This is a genomic window from Rathayibacter sp. AY1F6, assembly GCF_002932035.1.
In the GTDB taxonomy this organism is placed as follows: domain Bacteria; phylum Actinomycetota; class Actinomycetes; order Actinomycetales; family Microbacteriaceae; genus Rathayibacter.
The window spans coordinates 1-12,616 of sequence record NZ_PSVD01000003.1; the positions used below are offsets into that span (position 1 = coordinate 1).

Consider the following 12,616-nt stretch of genomic DNA (forward strand, 5'->3'; position numbering starts at 1 on the left):
GACAACTCTCGAGCAGTCGCGGGAGCAGGTCGAAACCAGCTGACCAGCCGGCGGGGTCCGGAGCTGACGAACGCCGATCAGGCGCGGCGTCGGCCGCCGGCTGGTCAGCTGGTTTCGACCTGCTCCCGCGACTGCTCGAGAGTTGTCGCACTCGACGCCCAGTGCGACAACTCCTGGACTCTCGTGGCGATCGCTCGTCGGCGGGCCGCCGCGAACATCCAGAAGTCGCCGTAGTCGGTCGTAAGTGCGACAACTCCTGGCTACTCGCCGGCTGTGGACAAGCGTTGGGTGTCGGCGGCTCCGACGGCCGCGACTGCTCGAGAGTTGTCGCACTCGACGCCCAGTGCGACAACTCCTGGACTCTCGTGGCGATCGCTCGTCGGCGGGCCGCCGCGACCATCCAGAAGTCGCCGTGGTCGGTCGCGAGCACGGCGACTTCTGTCTGCACGCCGCCTGCGGACGTGCGCAGGGAGCCGGCGGCCGGCGACTGTCCAGGAGTTGTCGCAGTCGATGCCGAGTGCGACAACTCCTGGACTCTCGCGAAAGTCCTGCGCTGTCGAGAGGCGCGCGGCTCAGCCGCGCTCGGCGCGCTCGGCCCGCTCGGCGAGGAGGTACTGCCAGTCGCGCGGCACGCGGTCCTTCGGCCCCGGGGTGGTCTGGCTCGCCGGGTGGCTCTGCGGGTCGGCCAGGGCGGGGCCGTCGGCGTAGTCGTCGGTCCGGTAGTCCCAGAACCAGTCCTCGCCGGGCTCGAAGCTGCGGATGACTGCGTGGCCCGTCGAGTGGTAGTGGGCCGTCGCGTGGCGGTTCAGCGAGTCGTCGCAGCAGCCGATGTGCCCGCAGAGCGCGCAGCGGCGCAGGTGCAGCCACCACGAGCCGGACTGCTCGCACTCGACGCAGCCGGGGCCGCTCGGCGGGACGGAGGGGTCGATCATCTGCTGCGACGTCATGCGCTCAGCATGCGCCTCCCGTGGCGGCAGGCACCAGGTCGGATGACTCGATCCTGCGGCTCCGTCACGCGCTCCGGGCGTCCTCGAGGCTGAGGAGCGCGTCGCGGAGCCCGGCCCGCGAGGTCACCCCGAGCTTGGGGAAGATCCGGTACAGGTGCCCGCTGACGGTGCGGGGCGAGACGAAGAGCTGCTGGGCGATCTGCTTGTTCGACAGGCCGGCAGCGGCCAGGGAGACCACGCGCCGCTCCTGCTCGCTGAGGTCGGCGGCGACCGGCGCCTCCCCCGCTCCGCCCGCCGCCCGCAGCTCGTGCTGGGCGCGGGCGAGCCAGAGCTCGGCTCCCACCGCGGCGAACCCCGCAGCGGCCTGGCGGAACCGGGTGCGCGCCTCCAGCGGGCGCATCCGGCGGCGCAGCCACTCGCCGTGGCAGAGCTGGACGCGCGCCCGCTCGAACGGCCACTCCTCGGAGGCCGGGTCGAGGGAGCGCTCGAAGAGGGCGCCCGCGCCGCCGGTCTGATCGAGGACCGCGGTCGCCGCGAGGGCGAGCATCCGCCCGCGGGGAGCGAGGGGCCGAGCGGCGAGGTCCGCCGCGGCCGCCGCCAGCTCGGCGCAGTGCTCGGGCAGGCGGAGGCGCGAGGCGGCCTCGGCTGCGTCGAGGAGCTCCAGCGGATCGCCGCCGGCGCGGGAGGAGGAGCGGGCGTGCGCCTCCTCGAAGCGGCCTCCGCCGAGGTCGAGCGAGCACAGGGCGTGATCGGCGGTGCGCGCGACCGACGCCGCTCCGTGCCGCAGCGCCCAGGCCGTCGCGCGCTCGGCGCACTCGAGGGTGCGTGCACGGTCGCCCTGCACGGCGTGGACCCGGGCGCGAGTCGCGTCGATCAGCTCGCGCACGGCGGGCAGGTCGTCGGCGCGGGCGGCGGCGCGGTCGAGGTCGGCCGAGGCGTCGTCGAGGCGACCGCGGTCGAGGGCGCTGGTGCCGCGGCGGAGGAGGGCGAGGGCGCCGGGCAGGCCGTCCGCCTCCTCCCCGCCGTCGAGGAGCGCGGCGAGGCGGTCGCGGCGCTCGTCCGAGACCTCGAGCAGCGACCAGGCGAGGTGCAGCGCGACCGTCTTCCACGGGTCGCCCGTGACCGCGGAGTCCTCGGCGAGCAGCAGGCGGCGCTCCCACTCCTCGTCCGGGACCGGCTGCACGCAGGCCTCCACGAGGCGCAGGACGGGATCGAGGGGGTGCTCCTCGCCGACGGCGAGCGCCTCCTGCCGCCACGCGGGATCGCCGCGGAGCATGCAGGCGAGGTGGAGGGCGGTCGTCAGCAGGTCGGCGGCGGCGTGAGGGGCGATGCGGTCGGCGGAGAGGCTGCCGGCGTCGTCGCGGGAGGCGTCGGTCTCGGCGGGAGCGACACCGCCGACTGGAGAGGCACCGCCGACAGGAGAGGCACCACCGACAGGAGAGGCACCGCCGGCGAGCGAGGCACCACCGACTCGCGAGCCCCCACGCCCCACCCGAGCGCCGAGCCCCCGGAGGGCCGCGCGGCGGACCCCGCCCACGTCCCCCGTGCGGAGCAGCGCATCGGCCAGCCGCGCCGCCTCGACGCCGGCCCCGGGAACCCCGCCGTCCTCCCGCGAGCGCTCGACCACCCGCTCGAGGGCCGCCGCGTCGCCGGTGAAGGCCGCGACGGCAGCCGCGCGCGTCTCGAGCTCGTCCCGCAGAGCAGCACCGCGCGCACTCGACCGCGCCTCGGCGAGGAGGAGCAGCGCCTCCTGCGGCCGACCCGCGCGGAGTCGCTCCTCCGCCGCGTCCCTCAGCAGCCGCGCCCGCTCCTCCGGCCCGGCGGCGTCGTCCGCCGCGAGCAGCAGGCGGAGGTGCGGGGCCGACTCCGGGCGCTCGGCGAGCCGCCTCCGTGCCGCCCGCAGCGCTCGGGGCGACGCCGTCGAGAGCACCACCGCGCGGACCACCGGGTCGCGGAACGCACGGCCGCCCGCCGTCAGGATCCCCGCCTGCACCAGGGCGCGGTCCCCGTCTCCGGGGGCCGACCCGATGCTCTCCGGGAACTCGGCGCCCGCCACCGCGGCGACCAGGAGCGCCTCCCGGCACTCCTCCGACAGCGGAGCCAGCAGGTCGAGCACCCGGGTCTCGGCCTGCTCGAGCCGCGGGTAGACCGGTAAGGGCGAGGGAGCGTCCTCGTCGGCCCAGGCCCGCCCGAGGACGTCGAGGAGCAGCGGATTCCCCTCCGCGACCCGCAGCAGGCGCGCCTCGACGGCGAGCGACCGCCGGCCGCCGTGGGCGCGCAGGAAGCCGCAGGCCGCCTCCGCGTCGAGGGGCTCGGTGCGACGGTGCCGGAGGCCCTCCCAGCCGGCGAGGACGCGCCGGTCGCCGGTGGCGAGGAGGCAGGCGGCGCCGACCTCGTCGACCAGCCGGGTCACCAGGGCCTGGAGGGTCTCGCGGGCGGCGACGTCGAACCGCTCCCAGTCGTCGACGACGATCAGGAAGCCGGGGTCGCAGGGTGAGGCGGAGGAGTCGCGCACCCGCTGCAGACGGCCGATCAGCGTGGCGAACAGTGCGAGCGAGGACGCGCCGATCACGGCGTCGCCCCGGTCCGGCCGCACCTCCACGACCTCGCAGCCGGCGGCGCGAGCGGTGGCCGCGGCGGAGCGCAGCATGTGCGTCCGGCCCGAGCCGATCCCGCCCTCGACCACCAGGAGCCGCTCCCGCGCGGGCGACGCCGAGCTCAGCATCCGCACCACCACGTCCTCGGGGGCGCTCGGGTGCGCGGGCGGCGAGGAGAGTGCACTGATCGTCATCGCGACTCCTGAGGGACGGGTTCCGAGGACCCCATGCTGACCGCCGGGCGCGGCCGCGCTCTCCTCCCTCTGTCGGAACCCTCCGGAGCGCACCCTCTGTCGAACCGTCCCGAGCGCCCGTCTCCCGGTCGGCGCCGGGCAGGAGGCACAGGAGGGCAGTGGGCCCCGCGAGCGCCCGACGGTACTCTGTGTCCCACCGGACGACCGGTACGGCCCCACCCCCGCACGACCGCCGCTCGACCCGGCGGGTGATCCGATGGAGTCGCACGATGAGCTCTCGCAGCCCCCTCGCGGAGTTCCTCCGCGCTCGCCGGGCGGCGCTGCGGCCGGAGCAGGTCGGCGTGCCGACCGCGGGCACCCGGCGGCGGGTGCCGGGCCTGCGCCGCGAGGAGGTCGCCGACCGCGCCCGGATCAGCCGCGACTACTACCTCCGCGCCGAGCAGGGGCACGCCGTCGCCCCCTCCGACCAGGTGCTGAACGCCCTCGCCGAGGCGCTCGCCTTCGACGAGTTCGAGCGCGCCTACCTCTTCCGGCTGGCCCGGCTGCGCCCCGGCCCGCGCGATCCCGACTCTCCTCCGCAGGGCCAGGGCGTGGAGTCGCTGCTCGCCCACTGGCCGAGGACCCCGGCGTACGCGTTCGACCGCAACCTCGACGTCCTCGGCGCGAACGACCTGATGAGCCGTCTCGCCCCCGACAAGGGCGTGCCCGGCGCCAACATGCTGCTCTCCACCTCCCGCGGCTACGCGCGCGCCGTGGCGAACGGCGACCCGCCGGACCAGCTGCGGGCGTGGGGCCAGGTCTTCCGCGAGCTGATCGCCGCGCTGCGGTTCTACAGCGACCCCGACGATCCGCGGCTGCACGAGATCGTCGGCGAGTGCTCGGTCGAGAATCCGCTGTTCCGGTCGATCTGGGCCGAGTACCAGGTCCGCCCCTTCACCCACCGGTGGATCCGCGTCCACGTCGAGCCGTTCGGCTGGCTCGACCTCGAGATGCAGACCCTGGAGCTCGCCGGCGCTCCGGGCCGGTACGTCGTGACCTACCTCGCGGCAGCGGGGACTCCGGCGGCCGCGGCCGTCGACGTCCTCGCCTCGCTGCGGCACGCTCCGGAGGCGGGCACCGCGGTGGCCGCCCCGGCCGGCGCCTGACGCGTGGCGGCGAGCCGGGCGAGCGCCTCGCGACCCGCCGCGTCACCCGCCTCGAACAGGAGCAGGAGGCGCGCGCCGTCCCGGACCAGCCGGTAGTCCATCGGAACGGAGCCGACCGCGGTGTCGAGGAACACGACCGACCCGCGTGCGTCGGCCTCCGCTCCGGCCGCCCACGAGTCCGCGAACCGCGGGCTCCTCGCCGAGAGCTCCCCGACGACCGTCAGGAACTCCCGGTCCCCCCGGTGCCGCTCGAGCGAGTCGCGGAGCATCGCCGCGACCTGGTCGGCGGCGGAGCCCCAGCAGGGCAGGTCCTCGACCTCGGACGAGTCCAGGAAGGTGAAGCGGGCGATGCTCACTCCCGGGGCGAAGGCGGGCGAGAGCGCCCGCGCGAGCGGAGTCGCGCTCAGCACGCGCAGGTGCCGGTCCAGCAGCACCGCCGCCCTCCCCGCCCACGGCAGGAGCGCCGCCTCGTGATCCTCCGCCATGTCCCCGTCCCCTCCGCGCGTCCCTCCCTCAGCGCAGCGGAGTGATCCCCTGCGTCCCGGGCGGGAAGGTCGCCAGCACCTCCTCCGGGATGTTCAGGTGCTGCGCGACCAGCGACGGCGGCAGGTGGCTCAGCCACTGGGCGAGCGACACCTCCTCGTAGCGGGAGCTCTTGAAGGTCTCGATGTAGACCAGCGTGTCGTCGCCGGTGTTCTCCACGTAGTGGCCGAAGTTGCGGCGCACGACGCCCACGTCTCCGGCGTGGAAGTCGGTCGTGTTGGCGTGCGGGCCTGTGTTGAAGACGGTCATCCGAGCGGATCCGCGGAGGTAGTACTGCCACTCGTCGGCGTTGGGGTGCCAGTGCAGCTCGCGCATCGAGCCGGGCTCGACGGTCGTCAGCGCGGCCGAGACCGTGCGCGAGGCCGGGAAGTTCGTGCTGTCGGCGATCTGGATCCGGCCGCCGCTGTTCTGGTACACGGGCTCGGAGCGGGAGAGCCGGAAGATCACCGCCTCGTCGCCGTCCTGCACCCCGGCCGCGGCCCGGTCGGCCTGGAGGTCGCCGGGCACGTCGCCCGGGAAGATCCAGAGGTCGTGCAGCGGGATGTCGCGGAAGACCTCCTGCGCGACGCCGAAGTTCTTCGCCAGCACGTCCGGCGGCGTGTGCGCGAACCAGTCGGTGAGCAGGAGCGTGTTGCTCTCGGACTGCTCGCCGTCGTCGAACGCGAGCACGAACTCCGCCCCGTCCGGGCCGAGGCCCTGCAGGGAGTGCGGCAGGCCGGGCGGGAAGTACCAGAGGTCCCCCTCCTGCACGTCGTCGACGCTGGGCCGGCCGGTGCGGCTGAGCGTGGTGATGCGGCAGTTCCCCTTGGTCATCAGCGCCCACTCGGCGCTCTGGTGCCAGTGCAGCTCGCGGATCCCGCCTGCCTCGAGGTACATGTTCACGCCCGCGATCTCGTTCGAGATCGCGAAGTCGGCCTGCGTGAGCTCGCGCGCCCAGCCTCCCCGCTGCACCCGCCGCGGCGAGATGTTGAAGGAGGACCAGAAGAACGGCTGCGTGCTGATGTCCGTCGCGGGCGCGGCGATCTGGTTCGGGAACAGTCCCTCCAGGACGCGGTTCTGCGGGCCGGTCATCGTGTTCGCCGAGGGATCGCCCTCGGTGTTCACGATCCCCTCCTGGGGGAGGTCCGGGTCTCCGAAACCGGGGGTCTCGTGGTGCGGAGCGGTGCTGTCGTCGGGTTCCACGGCGTTCTCCCTGCTGATCGTCCTGCGCGCCTGCGCTGCTCCGATCCCACCGCTCCGGCCCGGGCCGCACCACGGTCATCCGACTCGATCCGCGCCCCGACGACCGGCCGCGCTCAGCCGCCCAGGCCCTCGAGCACGTCCCGCGAGGGCACGAAGTAGACCCCGCCGGTCGTCGCGGTCGAGAAGTCGAGGAGGCGGTCGTGCCGGCCCGCGGGCACGCCGACGAACATCCGCGTCAGCATCGTCTCGATCACCGACAGGTCGGCGGCCAGGCCGAGGAAGTACGTGCCGAACTCGCCCCTGCCGGGCCGGCCGAAGGGCATGTTGTCGCGGAGGATGTCGTGCTCGGTCCCGCCGGCGTCGACCACGGTCGCGAGCCCCTTGTGCGAGAGCTGCGCCGGATCGTCCTCGCGCTCGACGTTGTCGGCCTTGCTCCGGCCGATGACCCGCTCCTGCTGCTCGGTGGTGAGCGCGTGCCAGGCCGTCAGGTCGTGCAGGTACTTCTGCACGACCAGGTAGCTGCCGCCCGCGAACGCCGCGTCCTCCGCGCCGATCAGCGCGACGCGGGGCAGCGCCTCCCCGGTCGGGTTCTCGGTGCCGTCGACGAATCCCAGCAGGTCGCGGTTGTCGAAGTAGCGGAAGCCGACCACCTCGTCGCGGACGACGACGTCCTCGCCGAGCGCGTCGAGCAGGAGTCGCTCGAACTCGAAGCAGGCGTCGTCGCGCTCCGCCCGGATGTGGAACAGGAGGTCGGTCTGCGTCGAGACGGCCGTGTGCGCCGCGCCGACCACCTCCCGGAACGGGTGCAGCTGCGCGGGGCGCCCCTCCCCGCCGAAGCGGTCCCACGCGTCGCTCCCGATCCCGACCAGGCACGAGAGGCGCAGGCCCAGGTCGCGGAAGCCGACCGCGCGGAGGATCCCGCCCACGTCGGCGACGACGTCCCGCACGCGGTCCGCGGCGTCCTGCCCGCTGACGATGTCGAGCGAGACGAAGACGGCGGACCTGCTGAGCGGAGCGACGACCGCCTGCGGCTCGATGGGGACACGGTCCTCGACGGTCACCGGAGCACCGCCGGCCGGGGCGTCGTCGGCAGGGGCGTCGACAGGGCCGTCGTCGTGGGCGTCGTCGTGGGCATCGCGACCTCCGATCCGCGCGCCGCGGGAGGGCGCGTCCGCCGCGATCCTGTCAGCGTCCGCGGTGCCGGTCACGAGTCATCCGACCCCACTCGGCGAGCGCGGCCGGCGGCCCCGGCACCGCCCGGGCGACCAGGTCTGGACGATCGTCGGAACATCTGCCCGCGCCCTTCAGGGAGCGCTCCCACGCCCCTATCGTGGAGCCGCTCCCCACCCTCATCCGGGGAGGCACCACCTTGGACACGACCCGGGCCGGGCTCGGGATCGACACGAGCACGGAGGTTCGAAGATGCCGTTTGTGACCACGGACGACGACGTCGAGATCTACTACAAGGACTGGGGCAGCACCGACGCGCAGCCCATCGTCTTCCACCACGGCTGGCCGCTGTCGTCCGACGACTGGGACGCGCAGATGCTGTTCTTCCACGCGCACGGCTACCGCGTCATCGCGACCGACCGCCGCGGGCACGGACGCTCGACCCAGGTCGGCACCGGACACGACATGGACCACTACGCCAGCGACGTGAACGCGGTCGTCGAGCACCTCGACCTGCGGAACGCGATCCACATCGGCCACTCCACCGGAGGCGGCCAGGTCGCGCGCTACGTCGCGAAGTACGGCGAGCCCCAGGGCCGCGTGGCCAAGGCCGTCCTCGTCTCGTCGGTCCCGCCGCTGATGGTGCAGACCGAGGCTAACCCCGAGGGCACGCCGATCTCGGTGTTCGACGGCTTCCGCGACGCTCTCGCGGCGAACCGCGCCGAGTTCTACCAGGCCGTGGCCTCCGGGCCCTTCTACGGCTTCAACCGCGAGGGTGTCGAGCTCTCGCAGCCCGTGGTCGACAACTGGTGGCGCCAGGGCATGACCGGATCCGCGCTCGCGCACTACGAGGGCATCAAGGCCTTCTCGGAGACGGACCAGACCGAGGACCTGAAGGCGATCACCGTCCCCGTCCTCGTCACCCAGGGCGACGACGACCAGGTCGTCCCCTACAAGGACGCCGCGCTCAAGCAGCACGAGCTGCTGCAGAACTCGACGCTCAAGATCTACGAGGGCTACCCGCACGGCATGCTGACCGTCCACGCCGACGTCATCAACCCCGACCTGCTGGCCTTCATCCAGGAGTAGCGCGGCACGCTCGCAGGCGCGTCCCGGCCGTTCCGGGGCGCGCCTGCGCGTCTGCGCTCGAACGGGGGCCGGGTGCCCCTGCGAGCGGAGTCCGGCCTCAGGCGTCGGCGCCCGCGTCCCTCCCGAGCACCGCGGCGAGCTCGCCCCGCCCGCCGATCCCGAGCTTGCGGTACGCCGCGTACAGGTGCGCGCCGACCGTGCGCGGCGAGAGGAACAGGTTCTGCGCGATCGCGCGGTTCGACAGCCCCGTGCTCGCGAGAGCGCAGATGCGCAGCTCCTGCGGGGTCAGCGTGGCAGCGGCCGGCGACGGCGCGTCCGCGATCCTCCCTCCAGCGGCCCGGAGCGCGTCACGGGCCCGATCGGCCCAGGCGTGGATCGGCAGCTCCTCGAGCATCGCCAGCGACTCGCGGAGGAGGGGCCGCGCCTCCGCCGCCTGACCGGCCCGGCGCAGCCCGTCGCCCACGAGCAGCAGCGCCCGCGCCCGCACGTACGGGAGCGGCGGCGGAGTCCGGCGGAGCAGCCCGGCCGCGGCGTCCGGCGCTCCGTCGGCGAGCGCCACGGCGATCTGCGCGTACCGGAGGGCCGCCTCGATCATCGGCTGGTGCCAGCGCTCGAAGAGCGATTCCAGCCTCGCGGCGTGCAGGCGCACGACTCCGACGTCCCCGATCGCGAGAGCCGCGTCGACGAGATCGGGCGTGGTCAGGATCGCGAAGCCGGGGTTCAGGGAGTCGTCGTCCGTGTCGAGGAGGGGCAGGAGCTCCGGCACGGCGTCGCCCGGTCGCGACTCGAGGACCGCCACCGCCGCTCGCGATCCGCGGAGCGTCGCCCGCATCACGCTCGAGCAGAGGACGGCCGCGCCGATCGCGCTGCCCGCGCTGATCGCCTCGGGATCGGGCGCGACGCCCTCCATCGCGTCGAACCAGGCCAGGCAGGCCCGGGACGCGGTCTCGAAGCCGACGTCCCCCAGGTCGCTCCCGAGGACGAGCGCCTCCTCGGCGAAGGAGCGGGCGCGCGAGAAGCGGCCGGCGAGCGACGTGGTCATCGAGGCGGCGAGGAGCGCCTGCGGGAGGATCCGGATGTCGCCGCGCGCGCGGAGCCCCGTGATCGCCTCCTCCAGGAGCTCCCGGGCGACCTCGACCTCGCCCGCCGTGTTCAGCGCGTAGCCGAGCCACCACGCCTCCTCCGGACCGCTCGACCCGCCGGCCGCCGCGAGCGCCCGGCGGACGACCTCGTCGCCGCGGGCGATCGGCTCGGTGACTGCCGCGAGCAGGACGGCGCGCGGGTCGGAGTCGTCGAGGGCGAGCGCGCGCACCGCCTGGATCATCGGCTCGCCGGGCGACGCCTCGCGGTTGTGGTCCCAGGCGATGGCGGCGAGGTGCAGGAGCGCGGCGGTCGCGGCGTCGACGGCTCCGTGGCTCTGCAGCGCCGTCACTGCGGCGAGCGCGGGCGAGAGGTCGCCCCGCGAGAGGGCCGTGCGCCCGGTCGGCAGCGTCTCGCGCGTCCAGGCGGCGCGGGCGGTGAGCACCGGATCGACGGTCTCGCCCGCCGCGCGGTGCACGAGCAGCGCCGCCTCCGCGGTCCGGCCGGCGAGCCCGGAGTACTCGGCCGCGTCGATCAGGCGCGAGACGCGCAGCGGACCCGCGGGGGTCAGCTCCGCCGCCCGCTCCATCGCCTGAGCCGCCAGGACGACGTCGCCCGTCGCGAGGCCGGACGCCGCGAGACCGGCGAGCTCCTCGCCGACCGGCCCGTCAGAGCCGGTCGCGAGCTCCGACCGCCACCAGAGCGTCCGGCTCGGGTCGTCGCGGTGCTCCTGGACGAGCGTGCGGAGCACGGCCGCGCGCTCGGAGGGGCGGCTCACGCTCGTCACCGCGGACTGCACGAGAGGGTGCCGGAAGCGGAGTCCGCTCCCCGGCGTCCAGCTGAGCAGCGACGCGGCGACGGCCCTGTCGATCCAGGAGGGGTCGGGGTGGCGGCCGATCGCCAGGTTCGCCAGCCGGCTCGCCTCCTCCGCCGTCGCGACGTCGCCCAGCGCCACGGCCAGCACGGCGAGCCGCGAGGGCTGGTCGAGCTCCGCGAAGCGCTCGGCGAAGGCCGATTCGAGGCGTCCGGTCACCGCGCGGTCCTCCGCCTCGTCGGCGGACGGGTCGCGTCCGGTCAGCTCCACCAGGGCGAGCGGATTCCCGCGGGCGAGGTCGAGCAGAGCGCGCCGGGCGGCGCCGCGAGGAGGATGCGGGAGCGTGTCGAGGAGAGCGGCCGAGTCGGCGGCCGACAGCGGCCCGAGGTGGAGGTGCTCGAGGCCGGAGTCCTCCTCGGGCCGGTCCCTCGTGGTCATCACGACGACGACGCGGTCCTCGCCGATGCGCCGGGCGAGCATCCGCAGCGCCCACGCCGACTCCGGGTCGATCCGGTGCAGGTCCTCCACGACGACCAGCAGGGGCCGATCGGCGGCGGCGTCGCTCAGGAGGGTCAGGGCCGAGAGGCCGGCCAGGAGCGGCGTCGGCTGCACTCCGTCCGCCAGGTGGAAGGCCACGCGGAGCGCGTCCCGCTGCGGCAGGGGCAGGCCGTCGAGGCCCGGGCGGAGCGGGTGCAGGAGGAGCTGCAGCGCCGCGTACTGGTCGCCCGACTCCGCTGCGGAGCCCGCGGTCCGCAGCACCCGCACGTCGCGTGCGCGGGCGTGGGCGACGACCTCCTCGACCAGGGTGGTCTTGCCGACCCCGGCGTCCCCGTCGATGACGAGCGCCGACCCGTGGGCGGCGATGCCCTCGACCATCAGACGGAGCCGCGCGAGCTCCGATCCCCGACCGACGACGAGCGCGTCCCGCTTCACGCGTCGAGTATCGCACCCTCGCGCAGACACTCCTCGACCCGGTGACGGGCCCGGATGAAATCGATCGCGGCGGCCGCGGCGCTGCCGGGGGCGCCGAAGAAGGAGGTCAGGAAGTGGTCGCCTCCGTGCACCTCCAGGGTCTGCCAGCGGAAGGCGATGAAGCCGAAGGGGTCGACGCGCACCGGCGACGAGCCCTCGCGGAGCGGATACGCCTCCTGGCTCGCCCAGACGCGGCGGAAGACCCGCGAGCGGCCTCCGAGCGAGGCGACCAGGACCCGCAGGCGCGGGTCCGCCGGGTCGGAGTGGAAGCGGAGGGCGGCGGTCATCACGGCGATCGTGCGGTCCCAGTCTTCGTGCCGCTCGGCGTCGGTCTCGAGCGCCGCGGCGTCGACGACGGCCTCGATCATGTTGGTCCCCTGCTCGCAGGCCAGGGGGAGGAACAGGCGGCCGAGCTCGTTCACGGCGACGAGGTCCAGGTAGCGGTCGACCACGTAGGCGGGCGTCGTGGTCCAGGACGAGACCATGCTCGTCAGGCTGCCGACCTGCGCCGGAGTCGGCCCGGCCTGCGCCCAGCCCGGCGAGCGGCGCGGCGCGGCGTGCCCGCCGAGCCGGAAGAGGTAGTCCCGCCCGTCCGCGTCGAGACGGAACGCCCGGGCCAGAGCGTCCAGGACCTGCGCCGAGGGGCGGCGGTCCTTGCCCTGCTCGAGCCGCAGGTAGTAGTCCGGGCTGATCCCCGCGAGCACGGCGACCTCCTGGCGGCGCAGCCCGCTGACGCGGCGCCTGCCGTCGGCGCCCAGGCCGACCTCGTCGGGGCGCAACCGGTCGCGGTGCCCCCGGAGGTAGGCGCCGAGCCGTGCGGTGTCCGTGTCCACGATCCCGCCCTTCTCTCCCTTCGAGGCTAGGGAGACGGCGGGCCCGACTC

At 74.7% G+C, this 12,616-nt stretch carries 9 protein-coding genes; 2 read left to right on the top strand and 7 right to left on the bottom strand.

All coding sequences use genetic code 11. The annotated features are described in order from the left end of the window. Window positions 1-572: 572 nt before the first annotated feature. Complete coding sequence (locus C5C44_RS03755) at window positions 573-947, bottom strand: UBP-type zinc finger domain-containing protein (RefSeq protein WP_104224775.1); 375 nt, start codon at window positions 945-947, stop codon at window positions 573-575. 64 nt (window positions 948-1,011) lie between these two features. After that, complete coding sequence (locus tag C5C44_RS03760; RefSeq protein WP_104335341.1) at window positions 1,012-3,738, bottom strand: LuxR C-terminal-related transcriptional regulator; 2,727 nt, start codon at window positions 3,736-3,738, stop codon at window positions 1,012-1,014. A 269-nt stretch (window positions 3,739-4,007) separates the two neighbouring features. Here C5C44_RS03760 and C5C44_RS03765 point away from each other — a divergent pair, with 269 nt between their 5' ends. Next, window positions 4,008-4,883: a helix-turn-helix transcriptional regulator gene (locus C5C44_RS03765; RefSeq protein WP_104335342.1), complete on the top strand. Its 876-nt coding sequence runs from the start codon at window positions 4,008-4,010 to the stop codon at window positions 4,881-4,883. Here the strand turns inward: C5C44_RS03765 and C5C44_RS16650 are convergent. From C5C44_RS16650 to C5C44_RS03780, 3 genes are all read right to left on the bottom strand, one after another. Next, window positions 4,775-5,368, bottom strand: a complete 594-nt coding sequence (locus tag C5C44_RS16650) for a hypothetical protein (protein WP_146084295.1) — start codon at window positions 5,366-5,368, stop codon at window positions 4,775-4,777. The two genes, C5C44_RS03765 and C5C44_RS16650, sit on opposite strands and share 109 nt — an antisense overlap. A gap of 28 nt (window positions 5,369-5,396) precedes the next feature. Continuing rightward, window positions 5,397-6,608 carry a cupin domain-containing protein gene (locus C5C44_RS03775; protein WP_244229514.1) on the bottom strand — a complete coding sequence of 404 codons (1,212 nt, stop codon included), beginning with the start codon at window positions 6,606-6,608 and terminating at the stop codon, window positions 5,397-5,399. A gap of 113 nt (window positions 6,609-6,721) precedes the next feature. Then, window positions 6,722-7,816, bottom strand: a complete 1,095-nt coding sequence (locus C5C44_RS03780; protein WP_308471036.1) for a Dyp-type peroxidase — start codon at window positions 7,814-7,816, stop codon at window positions 6,722-6,724. Between the two features lie 214 nt (window positions 7,817-8,030). Between C5C44_RS03780 and C5C44_RS03785 the strand changes: the two genes are divergently transcribed. Then, window positions 8,031-8,867 carry an alpha/beta fold hydrolase gene (locus C5C44_RS03785; protein WP_104224006.1) on the top strand — a complete coding sequence of 279 codons (837 nt, stop codon included), beginning with the start codon at window positions 8,031-8,033 and terminating at the stop codon, window positions 8,865-8,867. Window positions 8,868-8,964: 97 nt separating this feature from the next. Here C5C44_RS03785 and C5C44_RS03790 read toward each other — a convergent pair whose 3' ends face one another. After that, the gene (locus tag C5C44_RS03790) at window positions 8,965-11,694 is read right to left on the bottom strand and encodes an AAA family ATPase (protein ID WP_104335343.1); all 2,730 of its coding nucleotides are present in this window, start codon (window positions 11,692-11,694) and stop codon (window positions 8,965-8,967) included. Further along, window positions 11,691-12,566, bottom strand: a complete 876-nt coding sequence (locus C5C44_RS03795; protein WP_104224008.1) for a helix-turn-helix domain-containing protein — start codon at window positions 12,564-12,566, stop codon at window positions 11,691-11,693. Before C5C44_RS03795 ends, C5C44_RS03790 begins: the two co-directional genes overlap by 4 nt. Between the last annotated feature and the right edge of the window lie 50 nt (window positions 12,567-12,616).